Annotated in this window: 19 protein-coding genes; 14 read left to right on the forward strand and 5 right to left on the reverse strand. The window is 68.1% G+C overall.

All coding sequences use genetic code 11. The features are described from left to right. Nucleotides 1–3: 3 nt before the first annotated feature. The 5 genes from CFN17_RS02945 (at nt 4) to CFN17_RS02965 (ending at nt 5,167) form a co-directional block, all read left to right on the forward strand. Nucleotides 4–1,389, forward strand: coding sequence for an MFS transporter (locus tag CFN17_RS02945; RefSeq protein WP_261792333.1), 1,386 nt, complete (start codon nt 4–6; stop codon nt 1,387–1,389). 67 nt (nt 1,390–1,456) lie between these two features. After that, nucleotides 1,457–2,140, forward strand: coding sequence for a GntR family transcriptional regulator (locus CFN17_RS02950; RefSeq protein ID WP_208749892.1), 684 nt, complete (start codon nt 1,457–1,459; stop codon nt 2,138–2,140). Further along, complete coding sequence (locus CFN17_RS02955; RefSeq protein ID WP_208749893.1) at nt 2,137–2,952, forward strand: aspartate/glutamate racemase family protein; 816 nt, start codon at nt 2,137–2,139, stop codon at nt 2,950–2,952. The genes CFN17_RS02950 and CFN17_RS02955 overlap by 4 nt, the downstream gene beginning before the upstream one ends. Nucleotides 2,953–2,993: 41 nt before the next feature. Continuing rightward, on the forward strand, nt 2,994–4,427 hold the full coding sequence (locus tag CFN17_RS02960) for an amidohydrolase family protein (protein ID WP_208749894.1): 1,434 nt from the start codon (nt 2,994–2,996) through the stop codon (nt 4,425–4,427). Nucleotides 4,428–4,435: 8 nt separating this feature from the next. Further along, nucleotides 4,436–5,167 carry an aspartate/glutamate racemase family protein gene (locus tag CFN17_RS02965; protein ID WP_208749895.1) on the forward strand — a complete coding sequence of 244 codons (732 nt, stop codon included), beginning with the start codon at nt 4,436–4,438 and terminating at the stop codon, nt 5,165–5,167. 102 nt (nt 5,168–5,269) lie between these two features. Here CFN17_RS02965 and CFN17_RS02970 read toward each other — a convergent pair whose 3' ends face one another. The 3 genes from CFN17_RS02970 to CFN17_RS02980 all read right to left on the reverse strand — a co-directional run bounded on the left by CFN17_RS02970 (nt 5,270) and on the right by CFN17_RS02980 (nt 7,044). Beyond that, on the reverse strand, nt 5,270–5,611 hold the full coding sequence (locus tag CFN17_RS02970) for a YciI family protein (protein WP_208749896.1): 342 nt from the start codon (nt 5,609–5,611) through the stop codon (nt 5,270–5,272). An 87-nt stretch (nt 5,612–5,698) separates the two neighbouring features. Beyond that, entirely contained in the window at nt 5,699–6,097 is a 399-nt protein-coding gene (locus CFN17_RS02975) for a nuclear transport factor 2 family protein (RefSeq protein ID WP_208749897.1), read from the reverse strand. A gap of 65 nt (nt 6,098–6,162) precedes the next feature. After that, nucleotides 6,163–7,044 carry a helix-turn-helix transcriptional regulator gene (locus CFN17_RS02980; RefSeq protein ID WP_208749898.1) on the reverse strand — a complete coding sequence of 294 codons (882 nt, stop codon included), beginning with the start codon at nt 7,042–7,044 and terminating at the stop codon, nt 6,163–6,165. Between the two features lie 102 nt (nt 7,045–7,146). On the opposite strand from CFN17_RS02980, the gene CFN17_RS02985 reads away from it, so the two are divergent. The 8 genes from CFN17_RS02985 (at nt 7,147) to nboR (ending at nt 16,141) form a co-directional block, all read left to right on the forward strand. Further along, nucleotides 7,147–8,595 (forward strand): MFS transporter, encoded by a 1,449-nt coding sequence (locus CFN17_RS02985; protein ID WP_208749899.1) that lies wholly within the window; start codon nt 7,147–7,149, stop codon nt 8,593–8,595. A 113-nt stretch (nt 8,596–8,708) separates the two neighbouring features. After that, nucleotides 8,709–9,740: a zinc-dependent alcohol dehydrogenase family protein gene (locus CFN17_RS02990; protein ID WP_208749900.1), complete on the forward strand. Its 1,032-nt coding sequence runs from the start codon at nt 8,709–8,711 to the stop codon at nt 9,738–9,740. An 18-nt stretch (nt 9,741–9,758) separates the two neighbouring features. Then, complete coding sequence (locus CFN17_RS02995; RefSeq protein WP_208749901.1) at nt 9,759–10,640, forward strand: aldo/keto reductase; 882 nt, start codon at nt 9,759–9,761, stop codon at nt 10,638–10,640. Between the two features lie 35 nt (nt 10,641–10,675). Beyond that, on the forward strand, nt 10,676–11,704 hold the full coding sequence (locus tag CFN17_RS03000; RefSeq protein ID WP_208749902.1) for an aldo/keto reductase: 1,029 nt from the start codon (nt 10,676–10,678) through the stop codon (nt 11,702–11,704). Nucleotides 11,705–11,750: 46 nt separating this feature from the next. Then, complete coding sequence (locus tag CFN17_RS03005; RefSeq protein WP_208749903.1) at nt 11,751–12,083, forward strand: carboxymuconolactone decarboxylase family protein; 333 nt, start codon at nt 11,751–11,753, stop codon at nt 12,081–12,083. 8 nt (nt 12,084–12,091) lie between these two features. Continuing rightward, on the forward strand, nt 12,092–12,493 hold the full coding sequence (locus CFN17_RS03010; RefSeq protein ID WP_208749904.1) for a cupin domain-containing protein: 402 nt from the start codon (nt 12,092–12,094) through the stop codon (nt 12,491–12,493). Between the two features lie 193 nt (nt 12,494–12,686). After that, nucleotides 12,687–15,437: a pyruvate dehydrogenase (acetyl-transferring), homodimeric type gene (gene aceE / locus CFN17_RS03015; protein ID WP_208749905.1), complete on the forward strand. Its 2,751-nt coding sequence runs from the start codon at nt 12,687–12,689 to the stop codon at nt 15,435–15,437. A gap of 80 nt (nt 15,438–15,517) precedes the next feature. Then, a complete protein-coding gene (gene nboR, locus CFN17_RS03020; RefSeq protein WP_208749906.1) occupies nt 15,518–16,141 on the forward strand; it encodes a nicotine blue oxidoreductase in 624 nt (207 codons plus the stop codon). 90 nt (nt 16,142–16,231) lie between these two features. Here the strand turns inward: nboR and CFN17_RS03025 are convergent, their stop codons facing one another. Continuing rightward, entirely contained in the window at nt 16,232–16,876 is a 645-nt protein-coding gene (locus CFN17_RS03025) for a uracil-DNA glycosylase (protein ID WP_208749907.1), read from the reverse strand. Between the two features lie 68 nt (nt 16,877–16,944). Here CFN17_RS03025 and CFN17_RS03030 point away from each other — a divergent pair, with 68 nt between their 5' ends. Then, nucleotides 16,945–17,478 carry a DUF488 family protein gene (locus tag CFN17_RS03030; RefSeq protein WP_208749908.1) on the forward strand — a complete coding sequence of 178 codons (534 nt, stop codon included), beginning with the start codon at nt 16,945–16,947 and terminating at the stop codon, nt 17,476–17,478. 80 nt (nt 17,479–17,558) lie between these two features. Here the strand turns inward: CFN17_RS03030 and CFN17_RS03035 are convergent. Continuing rightward, on the reverse strand, nt 17,559–17,815 hold a 257-nt coding region (locus CFN17_RS03035; RefSeq protein ID WP_208748236.1), incomplete at its 5' end, for an IS30 family transposase.

Below are 17,815 nucleotides of genomic sequence, written 5' to 3' on the forward strand. Positions count from 1 at the left end.
GTTGTGTCTCTTCGAAATACCGAACCCCCTGTCCAGGAAGACGCCGTCCAGGACAACGCCGTCCAGGACTCCACCGCAGCGGCCGCCGACGCCGCACACCCCAAGGACCGCGTGCAACGCCGCACCAACGTCCGCTGGAAGCTCTTCCTCCTCCTACTGGTCCTCGTCTCCGTAAACTACATCGACCGCGGCTCCATCTCGGTCGCGCTGCCCATCATCCAGAAGGAATTCAACATGGCCCCGGAGCTCGTGGGCCTCCTGCTCTCGGCCTTCTTCTGGACCTACGCGCTCATGCAGATCCCCGTGGGCTGGCTGATCGACAAGTTCGGCCCCCGCAAGGTCATGACCGCGTCCTGCGTCGGCTGGGGCGCCGCCACGGCAGCATCGGGCATGGCCGGCGGCTTCCTGAGCATGTTCATCGCTCGCCTGGGCATCGGCGTGACCGAGGCCGGCGTCATGCCGGCTGGCGGAAAACTGAACGCCATCTGGATGCACAAGTCCGAACGCGGCCGCGGCGCCACCATCCTGGACGCCGGTGCCCCCTTGGGCGCCGGGCTGGGCGGCATCCTCATCGCCGGCCTGATCGCCTCCACCGGCAGCTGGCGGACCTCCTTCGTCATCGCCGGTGTGGCCACGGTCCTCATGGGCCTTGCGGTCTGGTGGTACGTCCGGGACAACCCGCGCCAGCACCGCGGAGTCAACGACGCCGAGGCCGCGTACATCGAGGCCTCCCACGCGGCCGAGGACGCCGAAGCCGAGCTCGACGGCAGCAAGGGCAAGCGCGCCCTGCTCCCCTACCTGAAGTTCCGTTCCTTCTGGGCCATGTGCTTCGGCTGGCTGGGCTTCAACGGCGTGTTCTACGGCCTGCTGACCTGGGGCCCGCTCTACCTCGCCCAGGCCAAGGGCTTTGACCTGAAGACCATCGGCTGGTCCACGTTCGTGATCTTCGGCGCCGGGTTCGTCGGCGAAATCCTCGGCGGCACCATCGCGGACAAGTGGCGCGCCGCCGGAGCCTCCGCCAACCGGGTCATGCGGACCCTGCTGGGCATCTCCAGCGTCGTCGTGGTCGGCGGCCTGGTCGGCGTCACCATCGTGGCGGACCCGACGACGGCGGTCATCCTGCTCTCCGTCGTCATGTTCTTCCTGCGCTGGGTGGGCCTGTTCTGGAGCATCCCCTCGATCCTGGGCGGCCGCACCAACGCCGGAGTCCTGGGCGGTGCCATGAACTTCAGCGGCAACATCTCCGGCTTCGTCACCCCGATCGCCGTCGGCCTGATTGTCGGCGCCACGGGCTCCTACACCTGGGCGCTGCTGTACTTCGTGGGCTCGGCCGTCATCATGGGCGCCTCCGTGCTGACGCTGGACTACAACAAGCGGCTCCCTGTCTAAGCTAGGCCACGCAACACCAGTTCCCTGAGCCGGGAACGCAGTGCCACAAGAACCCGAATGGAGCACCATGCTTACCGCAGACGAACCCCAGGACAAAGAACGCCCCCTCCGCGAGGCGGTCCGGGATACCCTCCGCACCAGGATCTTCGAAGGGCACTACGTTCCCGGCACCAGGCTGGTGGAACGCGACCTCGCCGCAGAATTCAACGTCTCGCGCCTCCCGGTCCGCGAGGCCCTGCGCATGCTGCGGCAGGAGGGCCTGATCAGCGACCGCGGCGCCCGCGGCGCCGAGGTGTCCACACTCAGCGCCAAGGACGTCGAGGACCTCTTCGACGTCCGCCAGTCGCTCGAGGTGCTGGCCTGCAGGCTGGCCGCCACCCGGGCCACGCCGGAGGACCTCAGCGCGCTGGCGGCTCTGCTGGACCAGGCGGACATATCCCTGGCCAAGGGTGCCGTCATGGATGCCCACCGGGCCAACAGCGAATTCCATGACGCCATCACCCGGATCGCGGACAACGGCTTCCTCAGGTCCGCACTCGAACCGCTCCAGGGCCGGATGCACTGGCTGTTCCGGCACGTGAGCGACCTCCCCGAACTCATCGAGGAACACCGTGCCCTCTACGCCGCGATCGCCAGCGGCGACCCGGACCGGGCCGCCGCCCAGTCGGCGTCGCACATCGACAAATACCGGGAGCAGTTTCCGGAGGATTTCCGCCGGACCGAACCCGCCTTGCATCGGAAGAACACATGAAACTCCTCGTCATCAACCCCAACATCAGCGCCGACGTCACGGCCCTGATCGACGCCGAATCCCGGCGTTCGGCCTCGCCCGGCACGGAGCTCGTGGTCCGCACGGCCGGGCACGGCGTCGAATACATTGAGACCCGCTTCGAATCCCTGATCGCCGCCGGCGCCGTCGCCGAAATCATCGCCGAATACACCCGGGACGGATCCGGCGCCGGGATCGACGGCGTCGTGGTCGCGGCGTTCGGTGACCCCGGCATGCCGGCGCTGAAGGAACTGACCGACATCCCGGTCATCGGGATCACCGAGGCGGCCCTGTGCGCGGCCGCCCTGCAGGGCCACCGGTTCTCCATCATCGCCATTTCCGACCGGATCCGGCCCTGGTACCTGGACTGCGTGGAACGGTTCGGCCTCGGCGGCCGGCTCGCCTCGATCCGGTCCATCAACGAATCCCTCAACGGCATCGGCTCCGTCCAGCAGGACTTCAAGCAGACACTGCTGGAGCTCAGCCGCGAGGCCGTCACCCGGGACGGCGCCGACGTCGTCATCCTCGCCGGCGCGCCGCTCGCCGGCCTGGCCCGTGACCTCGCCGGCCAGATCCCCGTCCCGGTGGTGGACGGCATTTCCGCCGGCATCCAGATGGCCCAGTCGCTGGTCAACCTGCAGTCCGGACCGCACCGGGCCGGCGCCTTCGCGCCGCCGCCGGCCAAACCCCGCACGGGCCTGTCCGACAACCTCGACGCCGCCATCGCGACGGCGCAGAACGCCACCCACAACGCCGCCCGGCACGCCCCCCGCCCGGCCGTCCCCTCCCGCTAGCTCTTCCGCAGCCACCCATCTTCCCCATTAGGAGGACAACGATGTCCCACACCCCAGACCTTGTCATTGCCCACGGCACCGTGGTCAACAGTTTCGGCCGCCAGGAGGCCCACGTCGTGGTGCACGGCGGGAAAATCATCGGGCTCGTCGACGCGTCCGAGCCCGTCCCCGCGGCCGCGCGGACCGTCGACGCCGCCGGCCGGATGGTGATTCCCGGCGGCGTGGACGGCCACTGCCACGTCGCCCAGGTGACCGGGCGGTTCCGCACCCTGGACGACTACCGCACCACCTCCACCGCCGCCCTCTGGGGCGGGACCACCACGATCATCGACTTCGGCATCCCCCGCGACTCCCGCGAGACCCCGCTGGCCGCGGTCCTGCACAAGAAGGAACTGGCCCGCGAATCCCGCTGCGACGTCGCGCTCCACGGCTCCGTCATCCAGTGGGACGAGACCGTGCCGTGGCAGCTCGAACAGCTCGCCGCGGAGGGCGTCCGGTCGGTCAAGATGTACACCACCAACCGGGGCTCCACCATGGCCGACGGCGATACAATCCTGAAGGTCATGCGTGAGATGGTCCGGCTCGACGGCCTGACCTACATCCATGCCGAGCACGACCCCATCATTGCCGACTGCACGCAGCAGCACGCCGACGACGGCCGGATCGGCGTCGAGCACCTGCACCGGACCCGGCCCGAACTCGCGGAGGAAATCTCCGTCCGGGAGACCCTGGCGATGGCCGGGTACACCGGCGCGCCCGTCTACTTTGTGCACCAGTCCACCCCGGGCGCCGTGGACCTCGTCGCCGAGGCCCGAAGCCACGGCCAGGAGGCCTACTCCGAAACGTGCCCGCACTACCTCACCCTGGACGACACCGTCTACGGTTCGGTGATGCCGGAGTGGTACGCCTGCTGCCCGCCGATGCGCAGCGCCGAGACCGTCGCCGCGCTCCGGGAACGGCTGGCCGACGGCGCCATCCACACGGTCGCCTCCGACCACTCCTGCTACGACCTCACGCAGAAGCGGGAACGCACGGACGACATCCGCGAAATGCCGCACGGCCTCCCGGGCGTCGAAACCCGCATGCCCGTCACCTTCACCGCCATGATGAACGCCGACGGCGGCGCCCGGGTGGAGGACTTCGTCGAGGTGTTCGCCGCCGGCCCGGCCCGGATCAATGCCCTGCCCGGCAAGGGAACCATCGCCGCGGGGTTCGACGCCGACCTCGTGATCTTCGATCCGGCGCAGGAACGCACGGTCGACGGCGGTGCGCTGCACATGGGCACCGACTTCTCCCCGTTCGATGGCCGGACGCTCACGGGCTGGCCCGCCGTCGTCGTCTCCGCCGGACAGGTGGTGCTGGACGCCGACGGCTTCCATGACCCCGGCCCGGTGGGCCGATTCGTGGCCCGCAACGGCTTCCGCGAACACCAGGCCGCCGCAGCCGGCGCAGTCACCGTCCCCGCCACCCGTTAGGAGCACCCGTGCCAACAGCTACCCGCCCCGTCCGCATCGGCATGATCGTGCCGTCCTCCAACACCTGCCTTGAGCCGCAGAGCTACCGGATCCTGGGCGACCGCAGCGACGTCACGATCCACTTCGCGCGGATCCAGGTCACCCGGATCGCGCTCGACGATTCCTCCGACAAGCAGTTCGACGCCCCGGTGATGCGGGCCGCCGCCGCGATCCTGGCCACAGCCGACGTCGACGTCATCGCGTGGAACGGCACCTCCGGCTCCTGGCTGGGCGCCGAGCACGACCGTGGGATCGTCCAGGACATCCAGGACGCCACCGGCATCCGCGCCACCACCTCCACGCTCGCCTACATGGAGGCCTTCCGGACCTTCGGGACCGAACGGATCGGGCTCTTCACCCCCTACACGGAGGACGTCAACCGCGCGATCGTGGCCTCCTACGAACGGGACGGCATCAAGACGCTGGACCACCGGTTCCTGGGCCTGAGCGACAACGAGTCCTTCGCCCGGGTCTCCGACGCCGAAATGCGGCCCGGGTCGCTGGAACTCGCAGCTTCGAACCCGGACGCGCTCGTGTACCTGTGCACCAATCTCTACGGCGCCAACATCGCCGAGGAGATCGAAGCTGCCATGGGCGTCCCCGTCCTGGACTCGGTGGCCGTGACCCTGTGGCACTGCCTCAAGATGGCCGGAGCCCCGCTCCTCGCCCCGCGCTGGGGCCGGTTGCTGACCTCCGCCTGAAAGGCAACGCGGGGTCAGATATGGCCCATCCGGGGCACCTCCACCGGCCGTATCTGACCCCGCGTTGCGGTCTGTCACCCGGCCCGGTTCACCCGGCGGGAGCTAGCTGGCGGGGTCGTACTGGAAAGCGCGCACCTCCTGCGCGCAGCGGCAGCTGGCAGCGAACTTGGCGGCCCACTCCAAGGCCGCATCGTAGGAGGGCAACTCCAGCACCGAGTAGCCGCCCTGGATCCGGGCCGTCTGCGGATAGGTGCCCTCCCGCACTGTCCCGTCGGCGTCGACCATGACGGGCGGGATACTCTCATCGATGCCGCCGCCGAACACCCAGACGCCGGCGTCCTTCGCCTCCTGGACCACGGTGTGCGAGGCATCCGAAACGGCCTGCAGCTCTTCTTCCGGGACAACCATGGCGGCACTGGGAAATGAGATCAGATACTTGGTCATCGGGCGGGCTCCTTCGTGTAGTCCGGTTCGGTGTCGTGCTCACGCCGCCATTCGGTCATTCAGTCACTCCGTCATTCGGTCATTCGGTCATTCGGCAACAGTGTCCGCATGACGGTGGGCCACCCTCCACTCGCCGTTTTCACGCCGGTACACCTGGGTGGCGCGCAAAGTGTAGGTGCGCGGCTTTCCATCGACGGAGGCGGAGGTGTGCTCCAGGCCCGCGGTGTACGCCATGTCCCCCACGACGTCGTACGCCTGGAGCTCGAACGCGTGCGCGGTGCAGTCGGAGAAACTGGCGGCCAGGAGGCTGAAAAGTTCCTCCAGTTCCGTCTGCCCGTTGGCATTGCGCCATGCGCCCAGAATGCTGACGGGCTCGTTTCGTGACCAGATCGCCCGGCGCGGTGCCGCGTCGCCGTTGTGAAGGGCGAGTTCGGCCTCATGCAGCGTGGTTTTGACCCACGTCAGGAAGTCGTCCCGGTCAGTCATCCTGCCAAGCTACCCGCGGTCAGGCTCCCCGGCAACGGCGGCGAGGTCGGCGGCGGGGTGGCGGTTCATTTCTTCTCCGTGACTGCGGCCTGGGTTGTTTCGCGCTGGGTGGCGGCCCAGCTGGCGAGCACTTTCAGTGCGTCCTCGGAGGGCGTGGCGGGATCTGCCGTGTAGACGTTGATGCGCAGTCCGGGGTCGGCGGGGAGTTCCAGCGCTTCGAAGCTCAGGTCCAAGTCCCCGACAATCGGGTGGTGGAGCCGTTTGCGGCCGGTGCGGTGGTACTTCACGTCGTGCCGGGCCCACCGGGTGCGGAATTCCTCGCTGCGGGTTGAGAGCTCACCGATCAGGTCCGTGAGGTCCTTGTCGTAGGGGTTCTTGCCGGCCGTGGATCGCAGGACCGCGACGATGTCGTCCGCGCTGCGTTCCCAGTCGGCGAAGAACTCCCGCGCTTTCGGGTTCAGGAAGGTGAAGCGTGCACTGTTCGGCGGGGTGGTCTTTTCTGCCATCATGTCCAGGTAGAGGGCGCGGCCGAGTTCGTTGGCGGCGAGGACATCCCCGCGATCGTTCCGGACCCAGGCCGGCGCCGTCGTGATCGCATCGATGACGCGCTGGACGCTCGGCCGGACGGTCTGCGGGCTGCGCTTGCGCCGCACCCGCGGGGAGGCGGTGGCCGCGCGGGCGAGGTCGAACAAGTGGGCCGTCTCGGCGTCGTCAAGCTTCAAAGCCCGCCCGAGCGCTTCGAGGACGCTGTCGGAGGCGCCGGCGAGGTTTCCGCGCTCAAGTCGGATGTAGTAATCGATGCTCATCCCGGCGAGCATGGCGACTTCTTCGCGGCGCAGCCCGGCAACTCGCCGGTTACCCCCATAGACCGGCAGGCCGGCCTCCTCGGGTGTGATCCGTGCACGGCGGGAGGTCAGGAATTTCCGCACGTCGTCGCTGTGTGTCATGGCATCCACGCTACGCCGCGGCCAGGGAACGAGGGAGGCACTGGCGTTACCCGGAAGAACAGTGACTCCCGGCCCGCAGGGAATCACGGTTGCATTGAATGCATGAAACCTGAACCGACCACCGCTTCCCGCCCGGCAGCGATCCTGGCGATCATCCTCACCAGCTACTTCATGATCCTGCTGGACAACTCGGTCATCTTCACCGCCCTGCCGAGCCTCCAGGCTGACCTGCGTTTGAGCACCGGGGAGCTCTCCTGGGTCCAGGATGCGTACACGCTGGTCTTTGGCGGCCTGCTGCTCCTCGGCGCCCGGGCCGGGGACCTGCTCGGACGGCGGCGGATCTTCGTGTTCGGGCTGGTGGTGTTCTCGATCGCGTCGCTACTGATCGGAGTGGCACCGGCGGGCTGGTGGGCGATCACCGGCCGGGCCGTTCAGGGTATTGGGGCCGCGATCGTCGCGCCCGCCTCGCTGTCCCTGCTCACGGCGAGCTTCCCCGAGGGCCGCGAGCGCACCCGGGCCGTCGCGTTGTACGGCGCGACCGCCGGGATCGGGGCCAGCCTCGGCCTGGTGATCGGCGGGGCGCTGGCCCACTGGATCTCCTGGCGGGCCGGGTTCTTCGTCAACGTCCCCATCGGCGCCGCGATGATCATTCTCGCTCCGCGGTTCATCCCGGAAACCGGACGGGCCCGCGGCCGCTTCGACGGCTTCGGCGCGCTCAGCGCCACACTGGGTGTCGGCGCCCTCGTGTTCGGCATCATCAACACCGTCGATGCGGGGTGGGCTTCCCCGGTGACGGTCACGGCCGTCACCGCCGGCATCGTGTTCCTGGTCGTGTTCGTCCTGATCGAACGCGGGGCGGCCCAGCCGATCATGCCGCTGCGGCTGTTCGCGAGCCGCCGCCGCACCGGAGCCTATGTCGCCCGCTTCCTCTACTTGGGTGCGATGATCGGGTTCTTCTTCTTCACCACCCAGTTCCTGCAGGAAGTGCTCGGCTTCGACCCGCTGCAGGCCGGCATCGGGTTCCTCCCCATGACGGCGGTCAACTTCGCCGTCGCGATGAGCATCCCTCGGCTGGTCGGCCGGATGCCGGGCTCGGTTCCGCTGCTGGCCGGGATCCTGCTCACCCTCGCCGGGATGTTCTGGCTCAGCCGCGCCGGCGTCGACTCGGCATACCTGACCGGGGTGGCCCTGCCCATGATCCTCATCGGGGCCGGGCAGGGCCTGGCCTTCGCGCCCCTGACCTCGTTCGGCATCATCGGCGCCCCCGCGGCCGACGCCGGCGCGGCCTCGGGCCTGGTCAACACCTTCCACCAGGTGGGCACCTGCCTCGGGCTCGGCATCGCGGTCGCGGCCGCAGCGACCGTCCCCGCCGGTCCCGCCGTAGCGCACCTGGCCGCACAGGTCAGCGTGGCGCTCACAACGGGCAGCATCCTCCTGCTTCTGGCTCTGGCCGTCACCGCCGCCCTCATCCTGCCCGCGGAGCTGGCTACCCGCCGGACCCGGACACTGCCCGAGGAACGACCGGCGCCAGTGGCCCAGCCGGCCCGCTGAACCAACAACCCCGAAGGGGGTTCTGTGAATACCCGGATCAGCCGTGACTCCCAAGAACTTCGTGACCGGCGTTGACTGAAAACTGACCCGACAACTGAGTAAGGAATCCCATCATGCGAGCAACACTGATGTACGGCGCCGGAGACGTGCGCGTCGAAACCGTCCCCAACCCCGCCATCCAGGAACCCACCGACGCGATCGTGCGCATCGTTGCCGGCTGCATCTGCGGCAGTGACCTGTGGCCCTACGCCTCGAGGCCAGAGTCCGCTGAGGGATCCCGTATGGGCCACGAATTCGTCGGCATCGTCGAAGAACTCGGCGCCGAGGTGACCGGCCTGGCGATCGGTGACTTTGTCATCGCACCATTTGTCGCGTCCGACGGCACCTGCGACTTCTGCAAGGAGGGCCTGCAGACCTCCTGCCGTCACGGCGCCCACTGGGGCGGCCACGACGACGGCGGCCAGGGCGAGTTCGCCCGGGTCCCGCAGGCATCGGGCACCCTCGTCGTGGTCCCCGCCGGCTTCGATGAGCAGCTGATCCCGTCACTGTTGAGCCTCTCCGACGTCATGTCCACCGGCTACCACGCGGCCAAGAAGGCCGGCATCAAACCCGGCCAGACGGTCACCGTGATCGGCGACGGCGCAGTCGGCCTCTCCGCCGTTCTCTCGGCCAAGCTCATGGGCGCCTCGCGCATCATCCTCATGGGCCGGCACGAGGCCCGCACCGACCTCGGCCGCGAATTCGGCGCCACCGATGTTGTGGCCGAGCGGGGCGAGGAGGGCATCGCCAAGGTTAAGCAGCTCACCGACGGTGACGGAACCCACGTCGTGCTCGAAGCCGTAGGCCTGAAGCCTGCGCTCGAGACGGCAATCGGCGTCGTCCGTGACGGCGGCGTCATCAGCCGTGTGGGTGCGCCGCAGTTCTCCGAAGTCCCGCTCGGGTTCCCCGAGTTCATGCGCAACATCACGCTCACCGGAGGCGTCGCACCGGCGCGCGCCTACATCGAGGAACTGCTGCCGCTCGTGCTCGACGGAACCATCGAACCGGGCAAGGTCTTCGACCGCACCGTCGGCCTGGACGGCGTTCCTGCCGGCTACCAGGCCATGGCCAACCGCGAAGCGCTCAAAGTACTCGTCCGCCCGTAACGACAGGATCAGGATTCCATGAACATCACACTCAACAACGGCGTCACGATGCCCGCCCTCGGCTTGGGCGTCTTCCAAAGCGCCCCGGAACAGACGACGGCGGCCGTCGAGGCCGCGCTTGCCGCCGGTTACCGGCACATCGACACAGCCGCCGCGTACGGCAACGAGCGGGAGGTCGGCGAAGGCATCCGCCGTTCCGGCGTTGACCGTTCGGACGTGTTCATCGAGACGAAGGTCTGGGTGAGCGACTACGGCTATGACCAGACGCTGCACGCGTGGGAGAAAGCAGCGGGCAAGCTCGGCGTCGGCCATCTCGACCTGTTCATCCTGCACCAGCCGGCACCCGACCGGTTCGAGAAGACCATCGCCGCCTACAAGGCCCTGGAGACGTTGCTCGCCGACGGCCGTGTCCGGGCGATCGGCGTCAGCAATTTCATGCCGCACCACCTGACGGATTTGATCGCCGAAACCGGCATCGTCCCGGCCGTCAACCAGATCGAACTGCACCCCTACTTCACCCAGCCGGACGTCCAGGCAATCGACGCCGAGCACGGGATCCTCACGCAGGCGTGGTCGCCGATCGGAGGGATCACGTTCTACCCGGGGTGGGGCGAGGACCGCCGGAACGTGATGGCAGACCCGGTGATCGCCGCCGTCGCCGGGGCCCACGGCAAGACCCCCGCCCAGGTCATGCTCCGCTGGCACCTGCAGCAGGGCCGCTCAGCCATCCCGAAATCAACCAACCCCGCCCGCATTGCCGAAAACTTCGACGTCTTCAACTTCGAACTCAGCGCCGGCGACCTTGCCGCCCTCGACGCCCTCGACGCCGGGGTGCGCAACGGGCCGGACCCCGACGAGGCCCGTGAAGAGCGCTTCGCCATGGCCATCCCCGAAGCCTAAGACCCAAAGCTTAAGACCAGAGAGAAGGCATCTTTATGGAATACCGTCCGCTCGGCCGCACCGGCGTGCAGGTCAGTCCCCTGTGCCTGGGTGCGATGATGTTCGGCCCCTGGGGCAACGACGACACCGCCGATTCCGTCCGCATCATCCACCGCGCCCTGGACGCGGGCATCAACTTCATCGACACCGCCGACGTCTACTCCGGCGGGGCATCCGAAGAAATCGTGGGGCAGGCCCTGGACGGCCGGCGTGACGACGTCTTCCTGGCGACGAAGTTCTTCATGCCCATGGACCAGGACGATCCCAACCAGCGCGGCGGTTCGCGCCGCTGGATCATCCGCGAGGTCGAGAACTCGCTGCGCCGGCTGAACACCGACTACATCGACCTCTACCAGGTCCACCGGCCCAGCCCCGACACCGATGTAGAGGAGACCCTCGGCGCCCTCACCGACCTCGTCCGGCAGGGCAAAGTGCGTTACATCGGCTCGTCGTCGTACTCCGGATCCCAGATCGTGGAAGCCCAATGGGCCTCCCGGGAGCGCAACCTGGAGCGGTTCGTCACGGAGCAGCCGCCCTACTCGATCCTCGTCCGCGGAATCGAGGAAGACATCCTCCCGACGGTGCAGCGCCACGGCATGGGCACCCTCACCTACAGTCCGCTCAGCGGCGGCTGGCTCTCCGGGCGCTGGCGCAAAGGCGCCGCGTCCGCCCCCATGTCAGCGGCCCGTCCGGGCACCAGATTCGACATGGCCAGCCCGGCCAACCAGCGGAAACTCGACGTCGTCGAGGACCTCGCCCAGCTGGCCGAAGACAGCGGCATGACGCTGATCGAACTGGCCATCGCGTTCGTGCTCAACCACCCGGGCGTCACGTCCGCCATCGTCGGACCCCGCACCATGGAACAGCTCGAGTCCTACCTGCCGGCCGCCGGCATCACGTTGTCCAGCGACGTGCTGGACCGCATCGACAAGATCACCGCCCCCGGCGTGACCGTCAACCCGGACGACAACAGCTACGGCACACATGAGCTCACGGCGCAGGCACGACGCCGGAGCCACCTCTGACCGCCACGGACCTGGAAAAGCTCACCAACCCGAAAGAAGGATCATCATGACTGACCAGCCCAAGCAGCTCGGAGGCGGCCGGAAAATGTTCGGCGACTTCGCCCCGAAACTTGCCGAACTCACCGACGACGTGCTCTTCGAGGATGTGTGGAACCGGCCGGAACTCTCCGCTCGGGACCGCAGCCTCATCACCGTCGCAGTGCTCACTGCCGGCGGAAACACCGAGCAGCTGGGCTTCCACCTTGGCCGCGCCGTCGAGAACGGGGTGACCCGGGACGAGCTCATCGAAGCCATCACCCATGTCACGCTCTACGCCGGCTGGCCCAAGGGCATGTCCGCGATGGGCGTGGCCAAGCAACTCTTCACCGAAAAGAACTAAGGAAAAGCATGAACATCGAACCCACCGCGCCCACCACCAAAAACCCGCCGGCCCAGTTCGCGGGCGACGTCTGGCTGGACCCGATCGCCCTGCCCCACGAAAGCGACCAGACGATGGTCGTTGCGACCGTCCGCTTCGCTCCCGGGGCGCGGACAGCCTGGCACTCCCACCGGCATGGCCAGTACCTGCGCGTCACCCAGGGTGTCGGGCGTTTCGGCACCCGGGACGGAAAGATCATCGAAGTCCACCCCGGCCAGACGCTCTACACCCCGCCCGGTGAGGAGCACTGGCACGCCGCCGCCCCCGGCTGCTTCATGGAACACATCGCCATGCTCCAAAACGGCGAAGACCCGTCCAAGACCACCACGTGGGCCGAGCACATCACGGACGAGGACTACAACGGCCGCTGACGGCGAACGCCGGGCCTCGGCGCCCCGCTGCCCCGACCGGCGTCCGCACCGATTGTGACTGCGGGGCACCTGACATGACCCGGGCTGCCTTGACGGCACTTCGCCTGCCTCGATAATCTCGAATTACAGAAAAGTTTTCTCACATAACGAAAACTCTCGACCTGCCATTCAACGATGAAAGAAGAGGTTGGACGTGGCTGCAGGAGAAGATACCTCCCATATCCTCAGCGGGTTGACTAACCAGCTGCCTGATCGTGATCCGGAAGAGACCGCCGAGTGGCTGGAGTCCCTGGACGCGCTGATTCAGGAACAGGGCACGGAGCGTGCCCAGTACATCATGCGCAGCCTGCTTCAGCGGGCCGGGGCGCAGAGCGTGGGTGTTCCGATGGTCACCACGACCGATTATGTGAACACGATCCCGGTGGACCAGGAGGCCCCGTTCCCCGGGGACGAGGAGATCGAGCGGAAGTACCGGGCGTGGCTGCGGTGGAACGCCGCGGTCATGGTGCACCGGGCGCAGCGGGCGGACATCGGCGTCGGCGGGCACATCTCGACCTATGCCGGGGCCGCGACCTTGTACGAGGTCGGGTTCAACCACTTCTTCCGCGGCAAGGACCACCCCTCCGGCGGGGACCAGGTGTTCTTCCAGGGCCACGCCTCCCCCGGGATGTACGCCCGGGCGTTCATGGAGGGCCGTTTGTCCGAGGAGGACCTGGACGGGTTCCGGCAGGANAAGTCCANGGAAGGCCACGCCCTGTCCTCCTACCCGCACCCGCGGCTGATGCCCGGGTTCTGGGAGTTCCCGACCGTGTCGATGGGCATCGGGCCGATGAACGCGATCTACCAGGCCCAGTCCAACCGGTACCTGGCCAACCGCGGCATCAAGGACACCAGTGACCAGCAGGTCTGGGCGTTCCTCGGGGACGGGGAAATGGACGAGCCCGAGTCCCGCGGCCTGCTCCAGCTCGCCGCGAACGACAAGCTGGACAACCTGAACTTCGTGATCAACTGCAACCTCCAGCGCCTGGACGGCCCGGTCCGGGGCAACGGGAAGATCATGCAGGAACTCGAGGCGTTCTTCCGCGGCGCGGGCTGGAACGTGATCAAGGTCGTCTGGGGCCGGGAATGGGATGACCTGCTGGCCAAGGACCGGGACGGGTCGCTGGTGAAGATCATGAACGAGACCGTCGACGGGGACTACCAGACCTACAAGGCCGAATCCGGCGCGTTCGTCCGCGAGCACTTCTTCGGCCAGACCCCGCAGACCAAGGAACTGGTCCAGGACCTCACCGACGACCAGATCTGGAACCTCAAACGCGGCGGCCACGACTACAACAAGGTCTACGCCGCGTACAAGGCCGCGACCGAGTTCAAGGGCAAACCCACCGTCATCCTGGCCCACACGGTCAAGGGCTACGGCCTGGGCACCCACTTCGAGGGCCGCAACGCGACCCACCAGATGAAAAAACTCACCCTCGCGGACCTCAAAGCCTTCCGCGACCACCTCCGCATCCCCATCACGGACGACCAGCTCGAAGCCGACCCCTACCGGCCCCCGTACTACCACCCCGGCCCCGACGCCCCGGAAATCCAGTACCTCATGGAACGCCGCCGCGCCCTCGGCGGCTTCGTCCCCGAACGCCGGGCGGCCCATGCCCCAGTGGAACTTCCCGACCCCGCCAGCTATGACGTGGCCCGGCGGGGCTCGGGCAAACAGCAGGCGGCCACCACCATGGCCTTCGTCCGGCTGTTGAAAGACCTGCTCCGGGACAAGAAGTTCGGCCGCCGCATTGTCCCGATCGTGCCGGACGAATCGAGGACGTTCGGCATGGACGCGTTCTTCCCGACGGCGAAGATCTACAACCCGGACGGCCAGGGGTATCTGTCCGTGGACCGGGACCTCGTCCTGGCTTACAAGGAGTCCGCCCAGGGGCAGCTGATCCATCCGGGCATCAACGAGGCCGGGGCGGTGGCGGCCTTTACCGCGGCCGGCACCGCCTACGCCACGCACGGCGAGCCGCTCGTGCCGATCTACGTGTTCTACTCCATGTTCGGCTTCCAGCGCACCGGCGACTCCTTCTGGGCCGCCGCGGACCAGATGACCCGCGGGTTCATCATCGGCGCCACCGCCGGCCGCACCACCCTCACCGGTGAAGGCCTGCAGCACGCCGACGGCCACTCCCCCATCCTCGCCGCCACCAACCCGGCCGTCGTCACCTACGACCCCGCCTACGGCTACGAAATGGGCCACATCATCCGGGACGGCCTGGAGCGCATGTATGGGGACGCCGGGGACCGCGACGGCGAGCGGAACCTCATGTACTACCTCACCGTGTACAACGAGCCGATCATCCAGCCGGCCGAGCCCGAGAACCTCGACGTCACGGGCGTGCTGAAAGGCATCTACCGGGTGTCGGCGTCGGACGTTGCCGGGCCCAAGGGCCAGATCCTTGCCTCCGGCGTGTCCGTGCCCTGGGCCCTCGAAGCCCAGCGGATCCTCGCCGAAGACTGGGGCGTCTCCGCCGACGTCTGGTCCGTGACCTCCTGGAGCGAACTGCGCCGCGACGGACTGGCCGCCGAAGAGGAAGCGTTCCTCAACCCCGGCCAGCCCGCCCGCGTCCCGTTCGTCACCCGGCAGCTCGCCGGCGCCACCGGCCCGATCGTCGCCGTCACCGACTACATGAAGGCCGTCCCGGACCAGATCCGCCAGTTCCTCCCGAACGAGTTCGCCTCACTCGGCGCCGACGGCTTCGGCTTCTCCGACACCCGCGCCGCAGCCCGCCGCTTCTTCAAGAACGACACCCACTCGATCGTCGTGAAGACCCTGCAGCTACTCGCGGCGCGGGGCGAGGTCGAGGAGGGCGCGCCGTCGTACGCGATTGACCGGTACAAGCTCCTGGACGTCACCGCCGGCACCACGGGCGGCGCGGGCGGCGACGCCTGACCCCGTCGAGTGTGCAGTTGACGGCAGTGTCCGGCCCCGGCACTGCCGTCAACTGCCAGCTCGGCGCATAGGCTGGGTGCATGGCTGACTCAGTGGCAGGGCGCACGACGGCGGCATCGACGACGGCGGTGCTGCTCGCCGCCGGGGCCGGGACACGGCTGGGGCTCGGTCCCAAGGCATTGCTCCCGTTCCGCGGCCGCACGCTCGTCGAAGTGCTCGCCGACGTTCTGCTTGAGGGAGGCTGCCGGGAGGTGGTGGCCGTGCTCGGCGCCGAGGCGGCAAAGGTCCTCGCCGCCGCCGACCTCAGTCTCCACCGCGTGGTCGACAACCCCGACTGGGCCACCGGGATGGGCAGCTCCTTCCGGGCCGGCCTGGCAGCGGCCGCGCCGGCGGACCACGTGCTGATCGCGCTCGTGGACCAGCCAGGCCTGACCGCGGAGACTGTCGCCCGGCTGCTGGCGGCCCACCGGCCCGGCCGGGTGACCGCTGCGGCCTACCGCGGCCCGGAAGGGAAGCTGCGGCGCGGACACCCGCTGCTGCTGGACGTGACCCTGCGCGCCGACGCGGCCGCAACGGCGGCCGGCGACGCCGGGGCCCGGGTCTTCCTGCAGGCGAATCCCGGCCTGATCGACCTCGTGGACTGCAGCGACCTCGCCGGCGGCGAGGACCTCGACACCCCGGACCAACTCCACCTGCTGGACTAGTACCAACCACAACGCGGGGTCAGATATGGTCCAAGAAACCCCCGCAACATCGGCCACATCTGACCCCGCGTTGGTTTTAGCGGGGCTGTTTCAGCGTGCGGTGGCCAGCACCTCCTGCAGGCCGGCCTTGAAGCCGGCCCGGCCGCCGTGGGCGGGATGCCGGATCTTCGGCGCGTCCAGGCCGCTCCGCTGCAGGCTGCGGTGCGCCACGTTGCCCACCGCCACCACGGTCCGGATCGGAAACAGCCCGGCCAGTTCCTGCCAGAACGGGGTGCCGAGGGCCGCTTCGGCGGACGTCGGGGTGCGGTTGGACAGCGGCTGCCCGGGCCGGTGCGTGTGCCACGGGCAGGCGCTCCACAACAGCGGCAGGACGTCCAGTTCGGCCAGGACCTGCCACATCACCGTCGCGGTCGGTTCGGCGGCCACCCCCGCGGCCTCGGCGGGCAGCACATAGCCCTTCCCCGGCCCGAACAGCCCGAATGCGTTGGCCGGGCCCTCGAACATCGTGCGGTTGGTGAACGGAACCCCGGTGATCCGCATGCCCCGGAAACCGGGGGCCTCTCCCACCAGCAGCACCTGCGGGGAGCGGTCCCGCATCTCCTGCAGGTAGAGCCCCAGGTTCCCGCGCCGCAGCGCGTTCCCCGGGTCTGAGTGGTCGAAGAAGTTAGTGCACCCGGGCCCCGTTTTCACGGCAGCGAGCCGGTCAATAAAGGCGTTGATGGAGGATGACGTCATACCACCGGCGCTCCCTTGGCAGCTCATAGGATCATCAGGATATCCGGCCCCGCCCATAACATGGGGGCATGGCGGACATGACCATCTTCACGGTGGGGCACTCCACCCATCCGATCGAGGAATTCATCGGCATCCTGAAGGCCCACGGCATCAAGAGACTCATCGACGTGCGCACCGTGCCGAAATCGCGGCACAACCCGCAATTCAACGCCGACGCCCTCGCGGCGAGCGTGCGCGCCAGCGGCATTACCTACCGACGGATGGAGGCCCTTGGCGGTCTGCGACACACCCGGAAAGACAGCCCCAACGGTGCCTGGCGGAACGCGTCGTTCCGCGGATACGCGGACTACATGCAGACCGGTGACTTCAGCGCCGCCGTCGACCAGCTGATGGAACACGGGCGGGCCGGCAACGCGGCCATCATGTGCGCCGAAGCCGTCCCCTGGCGCTGCCACCGATCGCTGATCGGCGACGCGCTCCTCGTCCGGAACGTTCAAGTCCTGGACATCATGAATGAAAAATCCGCCAAGCCCCACACCTTGACCTCGTTCGCACGTGTTGAGGGCACGCGGGTCTGGTACCCGCCGGACGACGGCCAGTAGGCAAACCACAACGCGGGGTCAGATGCGGCCCATCAGGACGCCTCAAAGTCAACTGGTCGTTGCAACGGGCCGGGTTTATGTCATGCTGCGGCGGCGATGAGTTGGCGCATGCGTTGTTTTGGGGTCTCGAGGTTCAGGGTGGGCCGTGGCCGGTTGTTGAGTTTGTCGGCGATGGTGTCGAGGTCCTCGGCGGTGAAGACCGAGAGGTCGGTGCCTTTCTCGAACCAGTGGCGCAGCAGCCGGTTGGTGTTCTCGTTCGTACCCCGCTGCCAGGGTGAATGCGGATCGCAGAAGTACACCCCCGCGTCCAGGGCCAGCTGGATGCGGGGGTACTGGA

Source organism: Arthrobacter sp. PM3, from assembly GCF_003352915.1.
In the GTDB taxonomy this organism is placed as follows: Bacteria; Actinomycetota; Actinomycetes; order Actinomycetales; family Micrococcaceae; genus Arthrobacter.